Origin of the sequence: Nocardia sp. NPDC052112 (assembly GCF_040680135.1) — a bacterium.
In the GTDB taxonomy this organism is placed as follows: domain Bacteria; phylum Actinomycetota; class Actinomycetes; order Mycobacteriales; family Mycobacteriaceae; genus Nocardia.
Map to the genome: position 1 here is coordinate 172686 of NZ_JBFAWD010000010.1, position 19408 is coordinate 192093.

The 19408-nt window shown below is 65.4% G+C and carries 19 protein-coding genes; 6 read left to right on the forward strand and 13 right to left on the reverse strand.

Going from position 1 to position 19408, the window contains the following annotated elements; genetic code table 11:
• Positions 1–214: 214 nt before the first annotated feature.
• Positions 215–673, forward strand: a complete 459-nt coding sequence (locus AB0L58_RS21215; protein ID WP_364389114.1) for a hypothetical protein — start codon at positions 215–217, stop codon at positions 671–673.
• Positions 674–1686: 1013 nt separating this feature from the next.
• Here AB0L58_RS21215 and AB0L58_RS21220 read toward each other — a convergent pair.
• From AB0L58_RS21220 to AB0L58_RS21235, 4 genes are all read right to left on the reverse strand, one after another.
• Positions 1687–1827: a hypothetical protein gene (locus AB0L58_RS21220; protein ID WP_364389115.1), complete on the reverse strand. Its 141-nt coding sequence runs from the start codon at positions 1825–1827 to the stop codon at positions 1687–1689.
• 122 nt (positions 1828–1949) lie between these two features.
• On the reverse strand, positions 1950–2957 hold the full coding sequence (locus tag AB0L58_RS21225; RefSeq protein ID WP_364389116.1) for a 3-isopropylmalate dehydrogenase: 1008 nt from the start codon (positions 2955–2957) through the stop codon (positions 1950–1952).
• A gap of 185 nt (positions 2958–3142) precedes the next feature.
• The gene (gene serA, locus AB0L58_RS21230) at positions 3143–4741 is read right to left on the reverse strand and encodes a phosphoglycerate dehydrogenase (protein ID WP_364389117.1); all 1599 of its coding nucleotides are present in this window, start codon (positions 4739–4741) and stop codon (positions 3143–3145) included.
• 677 nt (positions 4742–5418) lie between these two features.
• The gene (locus tag AB0L58_RS21235) at positions 5419–6918 is read right to left on the reverse strand and encodes a hypothetical protein (protein WP_364389250.1); all 1500 of its coding nucleotides are present in this window, start codon (positions 6916–6918) and stop codon (positions 5419–5421) included.
• Between the two features lie 106 nt (positions 6919–7024).
• Here AB0L58_RS21235 and AB0L58_RS21240 point away from each other — a divergent pair, with 106 nt between their 5' ends.
• Positions 7025–7843: a nucleotidyltransferase domain-containing protein gene (locus AB0L58_RS21240; RefSeq protein WP_364389119.1), complete on the forward strand. Its 819-nt coding sequence runs from the start codon at positions 7025–7027 to the stop codon at positions 7841–7843.
• Between the two features lie 30 nt (positions 7844–7873).
• On the opposite strand, the gene AB0L58_RS21245 is transcribed toward AB0L58_RS21240, so the two are convergent.
• Positions 7874–8368, reverse strand: a complete 495-nt coding sequence (locus AB0L58_RS21245; protein WP_364389120.1) for a helix-turn-helix domain-containing protein — start codon at positions 8366–8368, stop codon at positions 7874–7876.
• Between the two features lie 104 nt (positions 8369–8472).
• Here AB0L58_RS21245 and AB0L58_RS21250 point away from each other — a divergent pair, with 104 nt between their 5' ends.
• Positions 8473–9117 carry a dihydrofolate reductase family protein gene (locus AB0L58_RS21250; RefSeq protein WP_364389122.1) on the forward strand — a complete coding sequence of 215 codons (645 nt, stop codon included), beginning with the start codon at positions 8473–8475 and terminating at the stop codon, positions 9115–9117.
• A 66-nt stretch (positions 9118–9183) separates the two neighbouring features.
• Here AB0L58_RS21250 and AB0L58_RS21255 read toward each other — a convergent pair whose 3' ends face one another.
• From AB0L58_RS21255 to AB0L58_RS21285, 7 genes are all read right to left on the reverse strand, one after another.
• Positions 9184–9387 carry a cold-shock protein gene (locus tag AB0L58_RS21255; protein WP_040693519.1) on the reverse strand — a complete coding sequence of 68 codons (204 nt, stop codon included), beginning with the start codon at positions 9385–9387 and terminating at the stop codon, positions 9184–9186.
• Positions 9388–9774: 387 nt separating this feature from the next.
• Entirely contained in the window at positions 9775–10170 is a 396-nt protein-coding gene (locus AB0L58_RS21260) for a VOC family protein (protein ID WP_364389123.1), read from the reverse strand.
• Between the two features lie 9 nt (positions 10171–10179).
• Positions 10180–12036 carry a 3D-(3,5/4)-trihydroxycyclohexane-1,2-dione acylhydrolase (decyclizing) gene (gene iolD, locus AB0L58_RS21265; RefSeq protein ID WP_364389124.1) on the reverse strand — a complete coding sequence of 619 codons (1857 nt, stop codon included), beginning with the start codon at positions 12034–12036 and terminating at the stop codon, positions 10180–10182.
• Positions 12027–12818: an ATP-binding cassette domain-containing protein gene (locus AB0L58_RS21270; RefSeq protein ID WP_364389125.1), complete on the reverse strand. Its 792-nt coding sequence runs from the start codon at positions 12816–12818 to the stop codon at positions 12027–12029. The genes iolD and AB0L58_RS21270 overlap by 10 nt, the downstream gene beginning before the upstream one ends.
• Positions 12815–13867 (reverse strand): ABC transporter permease, encoded by a 1053-nt coding sequence (locus tag AB0L58_RS21275; protein ID WP_364389126.1) that lies wholly within the window; start codon positions 13865–13867, stop codon positions 12815–12817. The genes AB0L58_RS21270 and AB0L58_RS21275 overlap by 4 nt, the downstream gene beginning before the upstream one ends.
• Before the next feature lie 13 nt (positions 13868–13880).
• Positions 13881–14888, reverse strand: coding sequence for a sugar ABC transporter substrate-binding protein (locus tag AB0L58_RS21280; protein WP_364389127.1), 1008 nt, complete (start codon positions 14886–14888; stop codon positions 13881–13883).
• 10 nt (positions 14889–14898) lie between these two features.
• On the reverse strand, positions 14899–15816 hold the full coding sequence (locus tag AB0L58_RS21285; protein WP_364389128.1) for a TIM barrel protein: 918 nt from the start codon (positions 15814–15816) through the stop codon (positions 14899–14901).
• A gap of 258 nt (positions 15817–16074) precedes the next feature.
• On the opposite strand from AB0L58_RS21285, the gene AB0L58_RS21290 reads away from it, so the two are divergent.
• The 3 genes from AB0L58_RS21290 to AB0L58_RS21300 all read left to right on the forward strand — a co-directional run bounded on the left by AB0L58_RS21290 (position 16075) and on the right by AB0L58_RS21300 (position 18568).
• Positions 16075–17079 carry a LacI family DNA-binding transcriptional regulator gene (locus tag AB0L58_RS21290; RefSeq protein ID WP_364389129.1) on the forward strand — a complete coding sequence of 335 codons (1005 nt, stop codon included), beginning with the start codon at positions 16075–16077 and terminating at the stop codon, positions 17077–17079.
• Positions 17080–17116: 37 nt separating this feature from the next.
• Complete coding sequence (locus AB0L58_RS21295) at positions 17117–18130, forward strand: Gfo/Idh/MocA family oxidoreductase (protein ID WP_364389130.1); 1014 nt, start codon at positions 17117–17119, stop codon at positions 18128–18130.
• Between the two features lie 147 nt (positions 18131–18277).
• Positions 18278–18568, forward strand: coding sequence for a hypothetical protein (locus AB0L58_RS21300; RefSeq protein WP_364389131.1), 291 nt, complete (start codon positions 18278–18280; stop codon positions 18566–18568).
• 319 nt (positions 18569–18887) lie between these two features.
• Here AB0L58_RS21300 and AB0L58_RS21305 read toward each other — a convergent pair whose 3' ends face one another.
• Positions 18888–19349, reverse strand: a complete 462-nt coding sequence (locus AB0L58_RS21305) for a nitroreductase/quinone reductase family protein (protein WP_364389132.1) — start codon at positions 19347–19349, stop codon at positions 18888–18890.
• Between the last annotated feature and the right edge of the window lie 59 nt (positions 19350–19408).

Sequence of the window (19408 nt, forward strand, 5' to 3'; positions counted from 1 at the left end):
AGGCACTCGGCCAGGCCCTACGCACACGCACGTCCCCACGAACAGGCACAGCCCGCGCACACGCCCAGTCCACACAGGCACTCGGTCGGGGGCCCCACACACAAAGCACTGGCACTGGCACTGGCACTGGCACTGGCGGGAGGAGATCAAGTCGTGTAACCCAGCGTGTAAACCTGGCCTTGACAAGGCTGGTGTGTCAAGTCAGGCTTTACGCATGTCCGATGAACAGCAGCGCGTCGGCCCGAAAGACGAGCGGGCGATGCTCGGAAAGTTGTTGTCCGCCAATGCGGAACTGGTCGTGGGTGTATTACGCCCGGAGGAGGGCAAGTCCAGTGTCCCGGTGCTTGCCGCGCTGACCGCGACCCGAAATCTCAGTCGACTCGTCGACGACATCCTGCACACCCTGGCCCGGCAGGCCCGCGAAGAAGGCCACACCTGGGCCGAAATCGGCGACCTCCTCGGCACCTCCCGCCAAGCGGCCTTCCAACGCTTCAGCGGCCCGATGCCACCGATGGGCCCGGTCCCCGCACCCCCGACACCGCCGCCCCCACCCGGATTCCCCACCCCGCCAGCCGGATTCCCTGCCCCACCAACCATGCCCATGCCACCCGGCCCACCGCAGATGCCACCCCCGCCCGGCCGGCCGAACCCCCCCGCGCCACCGACCCGTTGATTCCCCGCTTCGCGAATTCCCTGACAACCAAAGGAAATGACCGAGTCCAAAGACCGGCCGACATTCCCCATCCACCCGACGCACCGACCCCACCCGATTTCGGATCAGCCCCCAACCCCACCCTGCGACCACCAAACATGCCGCCCCATCGACACCGCGAGTCCCACCTGGTCCCACACCGGACGAGCACCGGACGAGCACCGGACGAGCACCGGACGAGCACCGGACGAGCCTATGCACCAACACAACTCAGGCCCCTACCGCGCCCGGACTGCCGCCCGGTCCGACACCACCGCTCAGCGGCCCGACGCCCTCGAGCCCCGCAGCATCACTCAACCGGCAGATGCCGCCCGACCTTGTGACACCACCCGGTTGGTCAACTCCTCCACCGCCCGCCACGACCCAATCCGGTTGGCCGACCCCGCCGCCCAGTCGGGCAACACCTCCGGTACCACCGAATCGGCCACTTCCGCCATACCGGCACAGCTGGGCGCCTGGCACATCGAGTTCTCCTACCGCGCAGCACCTTCCGGGCGGATGGCCCACTCCGCCGTTACCTGATCGGCACAAACCGCAAGAATCCGACGACACACCAGTCGGCCATCATGACCGCACAAGCACAACCCACCGCCGAACAACTGGCTGAACTCCGAAACTCAGACCATCGGTCACCGAATCCGTCAGCGCCGCAGCTACTGTCGTCAACAGCAGAATCGAGCGATCGCCGGCGCGGTTTCGATGCCGTCGGTCCGATTGCCGAGACCGCGGCACGGGTTCACGATGTCATCGCGGGTGCCGTCTACGAGTCGATTCGTGGCGCTGCCACAGCAGTCGGTGGCACGCTGACCGAGCGAGACCAGGTTCAAACCCGATCGAGGCAGTCGGATGATGCGCGAATCACACCGTCCAAAAAGACATCCGGTGGACCGGGCGGACTCTGGTGTTCTGCCGCGATCAAGGTCGACACGCAAAAAGCACTGCGCCGCAGCAATATTCGATCGGCACGAACCAGATCAGATATCGAGGAGGTCGGCCGGATCGAACATCACCTGGAAAGTCTTGTCGGCCTCGACATCAGCGACGAATGTCGCGCCCGAGGCAACCGCCGGTGCCGCTCGGTAGGTCGAGCTCCAGGACTGTTCCGCGGGTACCAACCCTGGTGTTACACACTACCGGCGCTGATTACAAACCGATGGTAAAGCGCGCTGGACCAGGCGGGGCGGTATGACTACCTCCGCGGGCCCGCGCTCGACACCGAGCGCGGGCCGACTACGAATCAGACCGCCGCGGCGATCCGGTCGCCGATCTCGACGGTCGAGGCCGCACCGCTGCGCGATGCGAGATCCTTGGCGACCGCGGCTTCGATGCGAGTGGCACCTTCGGTATTTCCGAGATGGTTGAGCAGCAACGAGACCGACAGAATCGCGGCGGTCGGATCGGCCTTGGACTGACCGGCGATATCGGGGGCGCTGCCGTGCACCGGCTCGAACATGCTCGGGTTGGTGCCGGAGGCATCGATATTGCCGCTGGCCGCCAAGCCGATTCCGCCGCTGACCGCGGCCGCGAGGTCGGTGATGATGTCGCCGAAGAGGTTGTCGGTGACGATCACATCGAAGCGCCCCGGATCGTTGACCATGTGGATGGTGGCGGCATCGATGTGCTGGTAGCCGGTCTGCACCTCCGGGAACTCCGCCGCGACCTCGTTCACCGTGCGCTGCCAGAGCGAGCCGGCGAAGGTCAGCACATTGTTCTTGTGCACCAGCGTCAGGTGCTTGCGCCGGGCCTGCGCCTTGGCGAAGGCGTACCGGACGACGCGCTCGATGCCGAAGCGGGTGTTGGTACTGACCTCGGTGGCAACCTCGTGCGGCGTCTCCACCCGGATCGCGCCACCGGTGCCGGTGTAGGGGCCCTCGGTGCCCTCGCGCACGACCACGAAGTCGATATCCGGATTGCCCGCGAGCGGGCTGGTCACGCCCGGGTACAGCTTCGAGGGGCGCAGGTTCACGTGGTGGTCCAGCGCGAACCGGGTGCGCAGCAGCAATCCGCGCTCGAGCACACCGCTGGGCACCGACGGATCACCGATCGCGCCGAGCAGAATCGCATCGTGCTGCTTCAACTCGGGCAGCACCGAATCCGGCAGGATCTCACCGGTCGCGTGATAGCGCCGCGCCCCCAGGTCGTACTCGGTCTTCTCGACCCCCGGCTGCACCACATCGAGCACCTTGAGCGCCTCCGCGATGACCTCGGGCCCGATCCCATCACCAGCAATAACAGCAAGCTTCACAACAACGCTCCGTTCAGTCGACCGCCACCGTACTTTGCCCCGCACCGCACGCCGCTGCCGGGCATCGCGGCGCACGTTTTCGCACGCCACGCACGGTTTCTCCCGGCAATCACGTGCGCGGCGTGACATTTCGTGAGCGGCACACGTGCCGGCGCCGCACACGGGTGTGCGCGGCGCCGGGGTGGTCAGAAGAGGTCGACCAGGACGATCTTGGCGGCGCCGACGGATTCGGCGATCGCGGCCTGGACGTCGGCGGGGACTTCGCGGGCGACACGGAGAACCACGGTTGCGCCCTCCTTGTCGACGTCCTGGCTCAGCTGGGCGGCCAGAATGTCGATCTCGGCCTCACCGAGCTTGGTGCCGATCTTGCCCAGGGCGCCCGGCTTGTCCTCGTAGTTCAGCACGGCCAGGTTCAGGCCCTCGGCGCGCATATCGTAGTTGCGGCCGTTGATGTTGACGATCTTCTGCACCAGCTGCGGCTCGGTCAGCGTGCCCGCCACATTCAGGGTGCGGCCGTCACCGAATACCGCGCGCAGGTCGACGACGCTGCGATGGCTCGGGCTCTCCGAAACCTTGGTGACCTCGGCGGTGATGCCGCGGTCCTTGGCCAGCGCGGGGGCGTTGACGAAGGTGACCTGGTCCTCGACCAGTGCGGAGAAGATGCCGCGCAGCGCCGAAAGTTCCAGCACCGCAACATCCTGCGCGGCCAGCTCGCCGCGCACCTGCACCTCGATGCTGACCGGCAGCTCGCTGGACACCGCACCGAGCAGATGCCCCTGCTTGCGCACGATCTCCAGCCACGGTGCGACCTCGTCGCCGACGGTGCCACCGGTGACGTTCACCGCGCCCGGTACGAATTCACCTGCCAGGGCCAGCAGTACGGACTTGGCGACATCGGTGCCCGCGCGGTCCTGCGCCTCGGCGGTGGAGGCACCCAGATGCGGGGTCACCACGACCTGCGGCAGGTCGAACAGCGGGCTGTCGGTGCACGGCTCGGTGGCGAATACATCCAGGCCGGCGGCACGCACGTGACCGGACTTGATGGCGTCGGCGAGCGCCTGCTCATCGACCAGCCCACCGCGTGCGGCGTTGACGATGATGACGCCCGGCTTGGTCTTGGCGATGGCCTCCTTGCCGATGATGCCCTTGGTCTCCGGGGTCTTCGGCAGGTGCACCGAGATCAGGTCGGCGCGCTCGAGCAGTTCGTCCAGGGGCAGCAGTTCGATGCCGAGTTGGGCGGCGCGCGCCGGGGAGACGTAGGGGTCGTACGCGATCACCTTGGTCTCGAAGGCGGCCAGGCGCGCGGCGAACAGCTGGCCGATGCGGCCGAGACCGACCACACCGACCGTCTTGTCGAAGATCTCGACGCCGTTGAACTTGCTGCGCTGCCAGGTGCGCTCGCGCAGAGTGGAGTCGGCGGCCGGGATCTGGCGGGCCGCGGCCAGCAGCAGCGTGACGGCGTGCTCGGCGGCGGTGTGGATGTTGGAAGTGGGCGCGTTGACGACCATGACGCCACGCTCGGTGGCCGCGGGCACATCGACATTGTCGAGGCCGACGCCGGCGCGGGCGACGATCTTCAGGTTCTTCCCGGCCTCGAGCACCTCGGCGTCGACGGTGGTCGCCGAGCGGACGAGTAGCGCGTCCGCCTCGGGCACCGCGGCCAGCAGCGCCGGACGGTCCGGGCCATCGACCCAGCGGACCTCGACACCGTCACCGAGCGCGTCGACGGTCGACTGGGCGAGCTTGTCGGCGATCAGAACAACAGGACGGCCTGCTTGGCTCACTGTGGGGTACTCCTGGGAGGGAAGGGGGTCGGCAATTACCGCGCACCAGCTTAGTTGGCCGGAATCCGCCGCGGCCTACCCCCCGGTAGGCGGGTGCCTCAACATGGCGGAAGGCCCCGCACCGAGCGTGCGAGGCCTTCCCTCGTCAGTACACCGCAGCAGCGGCGTTCGATGCGATCGAACACTCGACCGCGACAGCGCTATCAGCCGCCGAAAGAGCCCGTCCACAGGGTGTTGAGAATGCCGTGCAGAGCAGCGCTACCGGTGGAGAACAGGCCGTTCAGGGCCGCGGAACCGGTGTCGATGATAACGGGGATCATGAAAATTCCTCGTCGTCGAAATAAATCCAGTCGAACTGGCTGACACACGGCACATCGGGGATGGAACAAATACGGTTACGGAATTCCGACTGATTGTGACGCAGACTACATATCGAATTCAAATGTGATCTGAACAACTGACCAATACATCTCTGATCAGGCATGATCCGACTAGATGCAGGTCAAGCGCACTTTCTAGCACTGTAATTAGCTCCGCAAAAGAAGATTTCTAAGAGATCTCTGAGAGAGGGTCCGATATCACCCGAGATCTATCCGAGATAGGAGCCAGAAACCCGATCGACCCGGCAACCTGCGGACCTTCCGACCACCTCGCCGCCATATCGTGAGCCAGCGGCATCAGTCGCCGCGATACATCAGATATGGACGCGCCAAGATCAGGGCGATAGCAAGCATGGCGCTACCGAAATACACCGGGAGCAGATGGATGAACGCGGTGTAGTGGATGAAGTAGTGGATCACCAGCGCGCTGGCAGACCCGGCGACGGCGGCACCGACCAGCGTCCACCACACCCACGCCGCGCCCTGCCGCCACCCCCACAGTCCGAGCAGCACGATCGCTACCGCCGTCGCCATCAGCGCGCCACCGAATCCGGCACGGTCGTGGGCGATGAACGGCAACAGGTGCGTGTTGGCGGTCTCCAGCGTGGCGGCATCGGTCTGCATGAACTCCAGATCCGTCGGCACGAAGACGAAGGTCAGCCCGACGGCCGAGATGACGACACCGCCGATGAAAACGCCCACCCCGGTCGCGACCAGCAACAGCTGACCGACGAGCGCGCGTCGCCGGACCCGCTCGGGGCACTCCAGCGGCACCGTCCAATGCGGCGTGGACGGCTTGTGCCACACCGCGAGCAGGAACATCGGGAACAGCACCACCGCCGCCGTGACGTGCAGTGGCTCGACGAAGCCGATCACCAGGAAGTAGAACAGCGTCGGAAACCCGATGAGCCCGGAGAGCAGATACGCGTTGCGGGCCCACACACGGCCCAGCCGGATGCCGCCCCATGCCAGGCCGGTGTACAGCACGCCGATGGCGATCATATTGCCCGCCATGGTGATTCGATCGTGCTGCAGGAAATGCACTAGGTGGTGGTTGATTTCGTGCAGTCCGGCCACATCGGTGCCGAGGTAGTCGCGGTCGTACCAGAGCAGTACCGGGCCCAAGGTGATTGCCGCCGCACCGATTCCGGCGACGATCATGCCGATGCCGACCAGCAGTCCCCAGCACCACGCAGGCCAGCGGCGCGGGTCCAGCGGCACGTCGCGCAGAGTCGGCGGTGGCGATGCGGTCGGCTGTGCAGCCTCGATGACGCGGTTGAACCAGCCGGGTCCGGCGGCGATGAGCACCGCGGGCGTCGCGAGCACAGTGACAGCGGGGTCGGCCAAAGCCGCCACCGCGGCGCCGATCTCGGGTTCGGTCAGGTAGTGCCGATCAGTGGGTTCGCCGACGATCACCCGATCCACGTGTGACTCCAGTTCCGCGCCCACCTCGGGGTCGTCGACCAGCGCGATGATCCGACATCGGCGATCCAGGGTGGCGGCACGCACGGCGGCTATATCGTCGCGGCCCACCGGCCCGATCTCGACGACTCCAGCGCCTAGCACCGGCAGCACCCGGATAGCGTCACGCGCGACCTCGACCGGAACTCGCGCACCGAATCGCGCGGCCCATTCGGCGGGCAACCGCGGATGGTCGAAAGCGCGCTCGATCGCCCGCCCACCACCCGGCAGTGCGATCAAAGCCGACAGCAATCGCAATGCCAGCAGTTGCGCGCGACGCTCCCCGACCAGCGCATTCGCCATCGGGCGCAACGGGTGATAGGTCCAGTCCGGCACGATGCTCATCGTCACATACCGTTGCGCGGGCGGCGCGACCTCAGTTATCGCGGCAGTGCGAAAACGGCTGGTTTGCCGAGTCACGGCCGAACTACGATCACCGACCATGTCACTACGCGCGATTCCGGCTTCGATGGACCCGACGGTGGTCGGGTCCATCGATGCAGAGCTCGATCGGATCGAGGACGCGCATCGGGTGTCGGTGCGACTGGCCATCGAAAGCGGTAGTCGGGCTTGGGGATTCCCCTCGCCCGATTCGGATTACGACTGCCGGTTCGTCTATGTCGCGGACATGGATACCTACCTGTCGCCGTGGCGGACAAGGGATGTCATCGAGACACCGCTGATCGGCCTGTTGGATGTGAACGGCTGGGACCTGGCCAAAGCACTGCGACTGCTGGTGCGGGGCAATGCGGTGCTCATCGAATGGCTGATGTCGCCGATCGTGTACCGCGGCGACGACCGGTTCCGTACCGAATTGCGTGCGGTGGCCGAGGAAGTCGCCGACCGCAACCAGGTGGCCCGGCACTACCTGCATCTGGGCAGCAAGCAGTGGACCCTGTTCGATCACCACCGCTCGCTGAAGAAGGTGTTCTATGCACTGCGGCCCGCGCTGGCATTGCGCTGGTTGCGTGAGCATCCCGATGCGGCGGTGGCGCCGATGCATCTGCCGTCGCTGCTCGAGCAGTGTGCGTTGTCCGGTGAGCTGGTTTCGGCGATCGCCGAGCTGACCGAACTGAAGTCGCGCACCCGGGAAATGGGTAGTGGCACCGTGCCGGTTCCGATCGCGGAATTCATCGCGGCCGAATTCGACCGTGCGACAGCTGCTTTCCCGAAGACTCGCGATCGGGACCTGGGTCTGGCCCGCGAGGTGACCGCCGATTTCTTCCGCAAGGAAGTCCTGGCCGCCGGAGATGGGCGGTAGCGCAGCGGGACTCGACCGATCAGCGGTGCGTCACCCCTCGGCGACCACGGTGGCATAGGCACGCGCCAACCGGTCCGTTGCGGTCGGGGCATCCGGATCGGGACGTGGAATCCCTAGGTGCGACTCGCGCAGTTCGTCCATGAACTCGGCCCACAGCTGCGGCCCGCCCTCCTCGAGGAGCTCGGCGCGCACCCGCAGGCGTTTCGTGGTCGGGCGATGCCGGAGCCCCCAGGCACCCAATTGCGCCATGATCGGCACCAGTTGGATCGCGGGCTCGGTCAGCCGATATTCGGCCTTCTGACCGGGACGGGTGTCCTCGCGACTGAGCAGTCCGGCCGCGACGAGGCGCTTGAGCCGGTCGGACAGGATATTGGACGCGATCCCCTCCTCGGATCCAGCCAGCAGTTCGCGGAAGTGACGGCGATTGCCGAACATCACGTCGCGCAGTACCAGCAGCGTCCACCGATCGCCGATCACCTCGATGGTCGCGTTGATCGGGCAGCCCGAACGTCCCTCGTCGCGCATGCGGTGCTCCTTCCGTCGAAATGTCTGCTTGCATTCTACAACCAGTTGCACTTAGGCTGTACGCAAGCGATTGCAAATTGCAAGCAGTTAAGAGAGGGAGAATCATGGCCGAGTTGCGCGTACACAACATCGCGATCTCACTGGACGGCTACATCGCCGGACCGAATCAGGGACCCGAGAATCCGCTCGGCGAGGGCGGGATGCGGCTGCACGACTGGGTATGGGCCACGCGCTACGCGCACCAGATGGACGGTGCGGACACCGGCGAGACCGGCGTGGACAATGACTTCCTGGTCGCGGGCGATGCCGGGATCGGCGCAACCATCATGGGGCGCAATATGTTCGGCCCGATCCGTGGTCCGTGGACCGATCACGAATGGCAGGGTTGGTGGGGCGACAATCCGCCCTACCACCACGACACCTTCGTAATGACCCATCACCCGCGATCGTCACTGCCGATGGCGGGCGGCACGACCTTCCATTTCGTGAACGAAACGCCGGAAGAGGTTCTGCGCCAAGCCTTCAAGGCCGCGGACGGCCAGGATGTGCGGCTCGCGGGCGGCTCATCGGCGATCCGGCAATTCCTGCGCGCCGGCCTGGTGGACGCGATGCATCTCGCGGTCGTCCCGATCCTGCTCGGCGCGGGCGAGCGACTCTACGACGATCTCGGCACCCTGCCGGGCTACGAGATCAGCTCCGTTGTCCCCTCCCCCGCGGTCACCCATGTCACCTTCACCAAGAGCGCCTGAATATCCCCGCAAACGACGAGAGGCCCGCACCCCCTGCCGGGTGCGAGCCTCTTAAGTCACGCTTGATCAGATAGCGCGGACGTCCTGAGCCTGGGGACCCTTCTGGCCCTGGCCGATCTCGAACTCCACGCGCTGGCCCTCTTCGAGGGACCGGAAACCCGAGCCGGAAACGGCCGAGTAATGCACGAAGACGTCAGGGCCGCCTCCGTCTTGAGCGATAAAGCCGAAGCCCTTCTCGCTGTTGAACCACTTCACACTGCCTTGAGCCATGTTCTTTACTTCTTACTTCCTGTTGACGAGCCGAGCAAATCACTTCGATGAGCCCGATCTCTCGATCAACAATGCCATCATCCGACGAATCCGGCCACATCCAGCAGTGGTGATTGTGAGCAAAATGACGTCGGCGCAGCACTGTGACCGCGGACGCAACACGGGTTGCGAAGGGCTGGCTACCCCGACCAAAAACGGTCATGGCGCATGGACCGGCCGGTCAGCGCACACTTTTGGCTACCCGCGCGAACCCAACCGGAATCCCAGCAACCATGGCCACCGCGGACGTCGGACCGAACCTAAGAATTCGCAAAGAAAATACGCGACTTCGGGCACAAACCTGCACTAAGCGGTCGGTTTTCAGTTATGCGACCGTGACCAAGTGTCCTATGCGGAGCGGCCGACCGCAAATTCTGTGAGCGATAGGACATTGCCGTCGGGGTCCGGGAACCAGGCGATCTTGTCACCGCCGGGTGTGGTCCGGATACCGTGGTCGTCCTGGTCCATGCCGTCATATCGGTGGAATTTCACGCCGCGCGCGGTCAATTCATCGATTGTGGCCACGCTATCGGCTACCACCCAACCCAGGATCGTGAACTGCTGCGGGACAAGCTCGTTCACCCGGGTAATGCGCATGGTGATGCCGGGGCCGAGCGCGACGCAGGCGAACGGCGTCATCCCGACGAACTCGGGGTCGAGCACATCGGCGTAGCACCGACGCGATCGGTCCAGATCCAGCGGCCGTGCGAAGGCGACGACCTCGGCATCGGCTTGGGCGGCCATGCGCGCAGGCTACTCCGCTGATTCGGCTCGGTTCAGGTAACGCACCTGAGCCGCCTTGGCCTCGTCGTACGCCGCCCGGCCCGCCAGGTGTTCCGGCACGCCGACCTCCCACCACGCACCCGCATCGGTCCAGGCGGACGGCTGGGTGCGCACCACAACGACAGCCGGGCGGGACTCGCTCAGAGCCGCCGTCCTGGCCTGCGCGTAGGCCCCACGGAACTCGGTCAGATCGGTCGCGGTGAATACGGCGCAGCCCAATGATCTTGCGTGGCTCGCGAAGTCGGTGCGTGGCGGTCGCGCGTGGTTGGTGCGGCAGTCGGCGTAGAAGTTGTTGAAGGGGTCACCGCCCTGCCCCTCCTGGAGCCGGGCGATTACCGCGTATCCGTCGTTATCGCAGACGACCGCGACGAACCGGTGGCCCGCGAAGGCCGCGGAGAACAGTTCGGAATTGAGCATCAGGTACGAGCCGTCGCCGAGCATGGTGGTGACCAGGCCGTGCACATGCGCCATGGCCGCACCCCACGCGCCGGCGAGTTCATAACCCATGCAGGAGAATCCGTACTCGACATCCATGGTCGGCACGGTGCCGGTGGCCCGCCAGCCGCCGATCAGCTCGCCGGGCATCCCGCCCGCGGCGGTCATGACGTAGTCATCCGGTGCGCTCAATTCGTTGACGACGCCGACGATTTGGGCATAGCTCGGGATGCCGGGAGTCGGTGCGCGCAGCGTGTCGATGTGGGCGTCCCAGTGGATACGAAGCCCTTCCGCGCGGTCGGACCATCCGGCATCGACCCGCCAATTGGTCAGGAGCGCGGCCAATTCCCGCACGGTCGCGTCGGCGTCGCCGACGACCGCGAGTGCGCCGTGCTTCACCGCGTCGAAACGGGCCGTGTTGATGCTGATCAACCGGACGTCGGGCGCGAAGACGGTCCAGGACGCGGTGGTGAAATCCTGCAGTCGGGTGCCGATGGCCAACACCAGATCCGCCTGTGCGGCAGCGGCATTGGCCGACGCGGAGCCGGTTATACCGAGCGGACCGGCGTACAACTGGTGGTCGTGCGGTACGAGAGTACGGCCCGCCGTCGTTTCGGCCATCGGAATGCCGTGCCGCTCCGCGAATTCGAGTACCAGCCGACCAGCACCGGAATAGCGCACACCGCCGCCGAGGACCAGCAACGGACGTCGCGCGGATCGCAGTAGGTCCGCTGCCTCGGCCAGAACCCGAGAGTCCGGGCGCGAACGCATGATTCGGTGCACGACCGGCTCGAAGAGCGCCTCCGGAAAATCGTAGGTCTCGGCCTGCACGTCCTGCGGCAGCGCCAGCGTCACCGGGCCCACATCGGCGGCATCGGTCAGTATCCGGGCCACCTGGGGCAGGGTGGCGATGAGTTGTTCCGGGCGGGTAATGCGGTCGAAGTAGCGACTCACCGCGCGGAAGGCATCGTTGACGGTAAGGGTCGGGTCGCCGAAGTGTTCGACTTGTTGCAGCACCGGATCCGGTGCGCGGCTGGCGAAGGTGTCGCCCGGAAGCAGCAGCAGTGGAAGACGATTCGCGTGGGCGACACCGGCAGCGGTCACCATATTCAGCGCGCCTGGTCCGATCGAGGACGTCGCGATTCCGACCTGGCGACGGTGGGTCGCCTTCGCCAGGCCGATGGCTGCCAGGGCCATGCCCTGCTCGCTATGCCCACGCCAAACCGGGATTTCATCGCGACGCTCGGACAATGCGGTGCCGAGCCCGAGTACATTGCCGTGCCCGAATATCGCGAAAGCAGCCGGGAACAACGGCACTTCGCGCCGGTCGAAGGTCTCCGAATGCTGCGCGACCAGCCAGCCGACCAGCGCCTGGGCCATTGTCAGCTGCACGGCGTCACCACGCGCTGCAGTTCGTGCTGCAAGGCGTCCAATTCGGCGCCACCGGCCATTTGCCTGGTCAGCTCTGGCAGGTCGATCTCCGATTTCTCGTACGAACCGAGCATCGCACCGCGTTTGAGCAGCAGGAAGCGGTCGCCGACCGGATACGCGTGGTGTGGGTTGTGGGTGATCAGGATGACCCCGAGCCCTCGATCTCTGGCCTGCACAACGTACTTCAGTACGACACCGGCCTGTTTCACGCCGAGGGCGGCGGTCGGTTCGTCGAGAATGAGCACCTTGGCCCCGTAGTGCACCGCCCGTGCGATCGCGATGCATTGGCGTTGTCCCCCCGACAGTGTGCCGACCGGCTGTTCCATATCGCGGATCTCGATCCCCATGTCCGCCAGCGCCTCTCGTGCGATGTCGCGACCCTTGCGGCGGTCCAGCAGTCGCAGGGGGCCGTATGCGATGGTGGGTTCGGAACCGAGTACGAAGTTGCGCCAGACGCTCATCAACGGCACCACCGCGAGATCCTGGTAGACGGTCGAGATGCCGTGGTCCAAAGCTTCCCGGGGCGAGGAAAGTCGGGTCGGCCGGCCGTCCAGCTTCAGTTCGCCGCGGTCGTGCTGGTGCACACCGGCGAGAATCTTGATCAGCGTCGATTTGCCCGCACCGTTGTCACCGAGGATGCAGGTGACCTCTCCCGCATGCACCACGGTCGAGACGTCACGCAGTGCGACGACACCGCCGTAGCTCTTGCCGATATCGATCGCTTCGATCAGTGGCGGCGTCATCGACGTACCCTTTCGGCTCGCTTCTTGAATATGTTGTTGACCAGCACCGCGGCCAGCAGCAGCACACCGAGGAACAGCATGAACCAGTCGCTGTCCCACCCGGCGAAGACGATGCCCTGCCGCGCCATACCGAAGATCAGCGCACCGATCGCGGCGCCGATCGCCGAACCGAATCCGCCGGTCAGCAGGCAGCCGCCGACCACGGCGGCGATGATGTAGTGCAGTTCCAGCCCGACGCCTTGATTGGCCTGCACGCTGGAGAACCGCAGGATGCTGCAGGATCCGACGACCCACCCGGCGAAGGCGGTGGTCATGAAGAGCAGGATCTTCGTCCGATCCGCGGGGACGCCGACGGCCCGTGCGCTCGGCAGCGCACCACCCACCGCGAAGATCCAGTTGCCGAACTTGGTGCGCACCAGCACAAGTGCCGCGATCGCGGTCAGTACCACCCACCAGATGACCGAGGCCTGCAGGTGGGTGTCGCCGATATCCAGGGTCGAGGCGAAGACCCACCCGGCCGAGTTGTAGCCGTCGGCGCGGCGAATGCCCGACACCTGAACAGTACCGGTGATCAGACGGGTCACGCCGAGGTTGAGGCCTTGCAGCGCAAGGAATGTACCGAGGGTGACGATGAAACTCGGTAGCCCGGTTCGCATCACGAGCCAGCCGTTGCAGGCACCGACGGTAAGTGCGAAGAGTAGCGAAACCAATAGCGCGAGCCAGACATTCCACCCCGCGTGCACCGCGAGCAACGCGGTGACAAGTGCGGTGGATGCGGTCATGACACCGGCTGACAGATCGAATTCGCCGCCGATCATCAGTAGTGCGACCGCGACCGCCATGATGCCCAGCGTGGACGAATCGTCCAGCCAGGTCGCGATTCCGAGTGGGCTGAGGAAGCGGTCGGTGATGACCGAGAAGAATACGAAGACGAGTGCGGCGCCCAACAATGCGCTGATCTCCGGTCGCACGACCATCCGCTGCAGCAGCGACGGACCGTCCGGCGGCGTGTCCGGAGTTATCTCGGAAGCTTTTGTGGCAACAGTCATTTCGTCCACTCCCTCACCGCATGCCCAGTGCCACGCGGGCCGCCACGGCCTCGACATTGTTCTTGTCGACGAAAGCGGGCCCCGTCTGCACAGGTGCACCACCACCGACCGAGTTCAGATTCGTCCGATACAGCTGCAGCAGGACGACCGGCAGATAGCCTTGCTCGTACTGCTGCTGGTCCACGGCGAACAACAGCTTGCCGGCCCGAATCGCCTCGACCACATCGGTATTCAGATCGAAGGTCGCGACCATCGCAGCCGACTGCGATTCCTTGACCCCGTCCACCGCGCGCGCGGCGACTTGAGAATTCAGCGTCAGCACGGCGTCGATGGACCTATCCGCCTCCAATGCGCCCTTGATACGCGACTGGGCGTCGGTGGGATTGTTGATATCCACCTGCAGCGTGGCGCCATTGCCGAAGGCCTTGGTCGCGCCGTCACAGCGCTGATTGGCGCCGACATTGCCCGCCTCGTGGATCACGCACAGCAGCTTCTTGCGGCCGGCATCGGCGAGACGTTTACCCGCTGCCTGGCCGGCCGATGTCTCGCTTTGTCCCACATGACCGATGGCCCCGAATTCCGCGCTCTCGCTCTCACCCGAGTTGATGGTCACCACCGGAATGCCTGCGGCGACCGCCTTTTCAATCGAGGGCCGTAAGGCTTCGGGGTTCGCCATCGATACGACGAGACCGTCCACCCCTTGTGCGACCGCGTTATCGATGAGTTTGGCCTGCTGGCCAGGATCGCCCGAGGAGTTGTACTCGACACGGACGCCGAGGTCCTTACCCGCGGCCTCCGCGCCGTTCTTGACGACATTCCAGAACGCGTCGCCCTGGCTGCCGTGCGTCACCACCGCGACGGAGCCCAATTTGCCCTGCGCGACCGGGGATTGGGTCGGTGCGGGCACGTCCGCTCCTGGACCACTACACGCGGCGAGGAGGGTGGCCGCGGCCAGCCACGGCAGCATGCGGCGGGATCGCCGCCACCACGCCGTGCGTATTTCGAGCGACATCGTTGTCATCACTTCCCATCTAGATTCGGGCCCAAGAAGATCGGGCTGGGCCCAGCGCGGCACCTATGCCCGCAAGGTGGTTCAGACTGCGGGCGGCGTCGCGGCTCGGCAGATCTGCCGAATCGTCCGGCCGCAATGCCGTGTCCTGTTCGATGACGTACCAGCCTTGGTAACCGGCGGCGTACACGCTGCGTACCAGGGCCTCGATGTCGATATCGCCCGCGCCGAGCGGGACGTAGATGCCGCGGCGTACGGCATCGCTGTATTCCATTGCGCCGCTGCGTACTTGGTCGGCAAGCGGGGTGCGCACATCTTTGAGATGGATATGTCCGATGCGATCCGGACAACGCTGCGCGAGACGCACGGGATCGGTGCCGCCGATGAGCAGGTGGCCGGTATCCAAGCAGAGGTCGAGATCGGAATCTGCCAGGAACCTGTCGACTTCGGCTTCGCGCTCGACGTAGGTGCCGACATGGGGATGCAGGGCGGTGCGCAATCCGAATTCGACGGCGACATCCCTGATAGCGGCGGCGGTTTCGACCAGGGTCCGCCATTCCCCGCCGGAAAGCGCTGGGCGCGTATCATATCCGGCGAGTCCGGTCGCGGCCGCGAGGACGATCACTTCGGCGCCCGTGGCAGCGAACAGTGCGGCGTTCTCGCGGGCGTTCTCGATCGCTTGTTCCGGGTCGCGGTGTAGTGGCAGGGCGAGGAAACCACCGACCGAGGCAATGTCGAAATCATCCAGCAGCGCCCGCAATTCGGCGGGATTGCGCGGCAGGTAGCCGGGCGGGCCCAGTTCCGTCGCCGTGATGCCGAGCGCAACCATCTCCGTCAGGACGGTGCGCGCATCGAGCACGTGACCCCAACCGGGGACTTCGCAGACTCCCCAGGAGATCGGCGCGACCGCGATGCGTAGCGGATAGCGGGGTTGGGTCATCCAGGCTCTCCGACCTTCGGTGTCGATCGACGTTTGCGCTATTGGAGCGCTCCAACTATGTAACGTAGGTCATAGTGTGTCAAGCACTGCATCGGTCGCTCTTTCATCGCCACTACCTGCGAGAATTGATGCTTCCAGCGGAAATGCCCGGCGCTCGCGATGGAAAAATGTCGGATTAGAGCGCTCTATTGATTGAGACGCGCCGACCTTGTAACGTCCGAGACTGCAGGAGCACAGTGGATACCGAAGGGAGGCGATGTGGCGCGACCGACCATGGAGGATGTCGCCGCCCGCGCCGGGGTGTCCCGCGCGCTGGTCTCCCTCGTCATGCGCAACTCCCCCAAGGTCAGCGAACATCGTCGCCGCGCGGTGCTCGCGGCCGCCAAGGATCTCGGCTACCAGCCGCACATCATGGCGCGGTCGCTGGCCAGCCGGACCTCCAACATCATCGGTGTCATGGTCTCCGACCTGCGCAATGCGTTCTTCGCCGAGGTAGTGGAGGGTATGGACGCGGCCGCGCAGGACGCGGGCCTGGAGTTGATCCTCAATACCGGGCGACGTAGTGCCGCCCGTGAACGCACCGCCCTGGAGAGCCTGCTGTCCTTCCGCCCCGGCGGCATCATCCTGCTCTCCCCCGTACTGCCGGCGGCAGCCATCCGCGACGCCGCCGAAAAGTGCCCGATCGTGCTGATTTCGCGCAGCTCGACCATCGCGGACGTCGATACCGTCAATGACGACGGCGAAAGCGGCGCCGCACTTGCCGTGGATCATCTGGTCTCGCTCGGCCACCGTCGGATCGTGCATCTCGACGGCGGCGGGGCCTTCACCTCCGCTTCGCGCCGTCGCGGCTACCGCGCGACGATGGCACGAAATGGGTTGGAGCCCATGATCATCGCCAGCGAGCACACCGACTCGGCGGGTATCGCCGCGGTCCAGAAACTGCTGAATCTGTTCTCCCGCGACAACTTTCCTACCGCACTGGTGTGCGGCAACGACTTCAATGCCGTCGGCGCGATGTCGGCACTGGAAGAGGCCGGACTTTCGGTACCGCACGATGTTTCGGTCGTCGGCTACGACAACACCTCACTGGCCGCACTCCGACATGTTTCGCTCACTACCATCGATCAGCCGCGAATTCGGATGGGCCGCTTGGCAATCGAAGCACTCACCGAGCGGATGCGCGACGGCCGTACCGAACCGGTGCGCCGCCGTTTGGAACCTGCCCTGGTTGTGCGCGCGACGACCGCGGCACCGCGCAACTGAGGCACCACTCACCGCTATTTCACCAGAAGGAGAGCCGATGACATCTGCACTAACCATGGGCCTTGCGGGCGTCGGCCGCATCGGCACCTCCCATGCCGAAACACTGAAACATCTGCCCGGTGTCGACACTGTCATCGTCGCGGACGCCGACGCCGAACGCGCCCACGCCGCCGCTACCAAGCTCTGCGTGCAAGCCGTCCCCGACATCGATGCGCTCTTCGCCACCCAGCTCGACGGCCTGGTCATCGCCACCGCCACCGACTCCCACCCCGAACTCATCACCCGCGCCGTCGACGCAGGCATCCCCGTCTTCTGCGAAAAGCCGGTAGCCGCCGACATCCAAGGCACCCTCGACGTCATCACGCTCCTCGAAAACTCCACCATCCCAGTACAAATCGGCTTCCAACGCCGCTTCGACGCCGGCTACCGCGCCGCCCGAGCCGCCATCACCTCCGGGTCACTCGGCTGGCTGCACACCTTGCGCGCCACCACCCTCGACCCCACACCTCCACCCGCCGAATACATCCCCCGCTCCGGAGGTTTGTTCCGTGACTGCGGAGTGCACGATTTCGACATAATCCGCTGGGTCACCGGGCGTGAGGTGGTGGAGGTCTATGCGACCGGAGCCAATCGCGGCGAACAATTCTTCGCCGACGCGGGCGACGTGGACACCGCAGCGGTGCTGCTGCGTCTGGACGACGGCGCTCTGGCCACAGTCTCCCTCAGCCGCTACAACGGCGCAGGCTACGACGTCCGTCTAGAAGCCCTCGGCTCCCGCGGCAACGCCATCGTCGGCCTCGACGATCGAGCGCCTTTGAGTTCCGTCGAACCCGACTACGCCCCTTCGGGTTCGCCCGCCTATCCCGGATTCATGGAACGCTTCCGCCGGGCGTACACCGACGAACTCGCGGCCTTCCTCGCCGTGGCATCTGGTGAACTCGCCAACCCGTGTACACCGGCAGACGCACTCGAGGCGTTCTTTATCGCTGAGGCATGCGAACTTTCGCGACACGAACGTCGGCCAGTTGCCGTGGCCGAAGTCCGCCGCTGACAGGTCCGCGCCGTCTGCGTCGCACTGGGCTCACCCGCGCTCACGAACCTGCGGTACCGCAAAAGATGTCAGACCCTGCTGCAACACTTCTCGTAGTCAGTGCGACCACCCACTGACCTCTAGAGGCCGACATCCTTGGGGGATCTGATGCCATTCGCCGCGCTCGCCACCATCTCGATCCTCTGCATCGCGGCCGCAGTCACCGCTCTGACCGCGTCCATGGCCACCGACTCCCTCGCCACCAAAGCCAACCAAGCCGCGAAGTCCTGCTTCATCGGCGACAACCTCCCCACCGACGCTTACTTCGCCAGCCGCTCTCGCTCCACCCGCCTCTCCCAAATCTCCACCCGCCTGATGACTTCCGGCGTCCTACTCCTACTGCTGGGAGTAGCCACCCTCGCCCTGGCGGCCTGGCAGCACAAACACACCGGCCATTGAACCTACCGCGTCACCGCAACGATCGGCCGTCGCGTGGACGGCTCGAGGAGCGGTTCAGCGAGTTCAAGGCTGTCGGCTGAGGTCACTACCCGGACAACACCGGTGAAGGCGGGCGGCGCCGGTGTGGGCGCCACCCGAGCTGGGCTCGCCACGAGCGCGGTGGCCGACCATCCGAACGCCCGAATCACCATTGGGCCCACCTGGACACTGTGCGTATCCCCTCGCACGGATGGCGGAACAGCTGGGCAGTCTGTGCATCCGATCTCCGGTCCATGAGAAAGGTCGAGCAGTGCCGGGGACCGCGAAGATCGTGGCCGAGCTAGAGGGGACGAAGGCGGACTATGGCGGTGCCGCGGGATAGGGCGCCGCGAAGGGAGGGAAGGTTCACGGTGCCGTCGGGGTCGAGGTGGATTCTGGCAAACCGGCCGTGAGCTGGGTTTTGGGTGAGGATTTCGCGGTAGAGGGTGGTGGCTCGGGGTTCGTCGGTGATTACTTCGTGGGCGGCTTGGATGGTGTTGCCGCGGAGGTGGATTCGAACCGGTGTGCCTGGGATGAGGTTGTGGCGCCAGTTGGCGGCGGTGCCGATCAGGAGGTGACCTTCATGTTCGGCGTAGCCGACGGGGTTGGCGTATTCGCGGCCGGTCTTGCGGCCGGAGACGGTGACGATGACGAGCCGTTTGCTGAGTAGGGGGTGCAGTGGTGAGCGGAGGATGAAGCGGACGATGGCGTCGCCGACGCGTTGGAGGCGGGATTGGGCGGTAGGGGCTTTGGTGCTGGTCATGGGGATGACTCCGCTGATCGAATAATTACTGAGTTAATACTCAGAAAATACGCCCGGAT

Excerpts from the sequence above, each read along its gene's own strand:
- AB0L58_RS21280 (WP_364389127.1), bottom strand. The coding sequence starts at position 14,888 with ATGACAACGATGTCGCTCGAAATACGCACGGCGTGGTGGCGGCGATCC.
- AB0L58_RS21295 (WP_364389130.1), top strand. The coding sequence starts at position 17,117 with ATGACATCTGCACTAACCATGGGCCTTGCGGGCGTCGGCCGCATCGGC.
- AB0L58_RS21215 (WP_364389114.1), top strand. The coding sequence starts at position 215 with ATGTCCGATGAACAGCAGCGCGTCGGCCCGAAAGACGAGCGGGCGATG.
- AB0L58_RS21300 (WP_364389131.1), top strand. The coding sequence starts at position 18,278 with ATGCCATTCGCCGCGCTCGCCACCATCTCGATCCTCTGCATCGCGGCC.
- AB0L58_RS21250 (WP_364389122.1), top strand. The coding sequence starts at position 8,473 with ATGGCCGAGTTGCGCGTACACAACATCGCGATCTCACTGGACGGCTAC.
- AB0L58_RS21285 (WP_364389128.1), bottom strand. The coding sequence starts at position 15,816 with ATGACCCAACCCCGCTATCCGCTACGCATCGCGGTCGCGCCGATCTCC.
- AB0L58_RS21255 (WP_040693519.1), bottom strand. The coding sequence starts at position 9,387 with ATGGCTCAAGGCAGTGTGAAGTGGTTCAACAGCGAGAAGGGCTTCGGC.
- AB0L58_RS21260 (WP_364389123.1), bottom strand. The coding sequence starts at position 10,170 with ATGGCCGCCCAAGCCGATGCCGAGGTCGTCGCCTTCGCACGGCCGCTG.
- AB0L58_RS21305 (WP_364389132.1), bottom strand. The coding sequence starts at position 19,349 with ATGACCAGCACCAAAGCCCCTACCGCCCAATCCCGCCTCCAACGCGTC.
- AB0L58_RS21270 (WP_364389125.1), bottom strand. The coding sequence starts at position 12,818 with ATGACGCCGCCACTGATCGAAGCGATCGATATCGGCAAGAGCTACGGC.
- AB0L58_RS21245 (WP_364389120.1), bottom strand. The coding sequence starts at position 8,368 with ATGCGCGACGAGGGACGTTCGGGCTGCCCGATCAACGCGACCATCGAG.
- AB0L58_RS21240 (WP_364389119.1), top strand. The coding sequence starts at position 7,025 with ATGTCACTACGCGCGATTCCGGCTTCGATGGACCCGACGGTGGTCGGG.
- AB0L58_RS21275 (WP_364389126.1), bottom strand. The coding sequence starts at position 13,867 with ATGACTGTTGCCACAAAAGCTTCCGAGATAACTCCGGACACGCCGCCG.